Annotated in this window: 2 protein-coding genes; both read right to left on the bottom strand. The window is 42.3% G+C overall.

Annotation, left to right across the window (positions count from 1 at the left end):
• The coding region (locus tag AC1DXF_RS29350) for an IS110 family RNA-guided transposase (RefSeq protein ID WP_477452237.1) at window positions 1–1,296 on the bottom strand (1,296 nt) is incomplete at its 3' end.
• Between the two features lie 17 nt (window positions 1,297–1,313).
• The coding region (locus AC1DXF_RS29345) for a hypothetical protein (protein WP_477452236.1) at window positions 1,314–1,564 on the bottom strand (251 nt) is incomplete at its 5' end.

The following is a 1,564-nucleotide window of genomic DNA, read 5'->3' as shown; positions in this document are numbered from 1 at the left end:
CAGTTGCACATTGTGCTTTTTAGCTAATCTTTTCAATGATGCCATCTCTCTTTTCTTTAGTTGCTCTTCATAACGCTTAGTTCCCTCCTCCACGTACGCGGTTCCTTTGGTTAATGTATTGTAATAGGCTATAGCCAGCTTTCTGGCACCTGCTTTTATGGCTATTCCCGAATCTTTCCGGCCGCGAAGCTTTCTCATAAAACTACCGATGGCACTATCTTTACTTTTCAATAGTGATTGAGCGCACTGTTTGAAGATTTGTCCGGCAACATTGCAAGGCATACCTCTCACGTTTTTKTTCRTTTTTCCGCTTCGATGRCTTTTGGGYGATAGGCTAGCCCAGTTTACAAAGTTTTTAGCGGTAACAAAACGGCTCATATCCGTTCCTGTTTCGCCAATTAAACGCAATGCTGTATAGTCATTTATTCCGGGAATACTGGTAAGGTCTACGCCRTATAAACGGGCCATGGTAGCATGAAGCCCTTTTATTTTGGGTGCATGGTGCCGTATAGGTTTAGCTTTGCCTACGGCCACTTCTTCTTTGTCTTCACTTAGCTCATCCAGCAAGTGAGCTATTTCCTTATCAATCGTTTTTATTTGTTGCTGATGTATTTCCCAAAGCTTTAGGTTCTGTTCAAGCATAAACAAGTAAGTATCATTATATCGCCCCTCCAAAGCCTTTATTACTTTTTCACCTTTATACTTTTGAATACGGTCATCACAAAGACTAAGCAAATAAGCAGCATCACGGCTGCCCGATAATATGGCCTTGATCATATTGATCCCGCTGGTGCCATGGATCTGGCTAAGGACTTCCGGAAGCTTGATGTTCATCAGTTCCAGGCATTTTTGCATTTTATTAACATAGGTACTGCCCATGCTTATGATATCCAGCCGCTCACGGACTAAGTGACGAAGTTCCATGAACTTGCCTTGTGGAATGAAACTATGACGCAGGATACCAGCTGCAAATAGCTTTTGGATCCACTGACAGTCCCTTACGTCTGTTTTTCTCCCTTTTGTCTGTTTKGTTTCTTTAGGGTTGACCAGGCAAACCAGCATGCCAAGTTCTTCTAATAGAAAGTACAAAGCGATCCAGTACACCCCTGTTGCTTCCATCGCAACCTTTTTTATCCCCTTTTCCCGCAGATATATTGCACAGGCATAATAGCTTGATGTAAAGGTTTCAAAGGTGACCACTTCTTGCCCGTCCGGGGATACAAAAATTTGTTCCGCGCCGATATCAATACCKGCGACGTTTTCATGAACTGTTTCAAAAGTTGTTTCTTTTGCCATAACTTTGCTTTTAAGATTTAATAATTAAGCAACTTATGGCTCAGGAGAGCGATAGATAAAAAAGGCACGCTGCCATACGGGAATGCTGCTGATAACAGTATCACCAAAATGCTTACGCTATTTCCTGAAGCAAAACTCAGGGGCGGGTAAAAAACACCAGGAGCTAAACTGCTACGCTGCCATAAGTTGCTTTTCGCAAAATTCGGAAATAGCTTGTCATCTGCAATGCCATTATTTGTGCGCAAATAAAACTTACTCAGGATGACAG

This window comes from Mucilaginibacter sp. P2_A5 (assembly GCF_056404995.1).
Note: the sequence above shows the minus strand (reverse complement) of the source record. Positions and strands in the feature narration are given on the sequence as shown.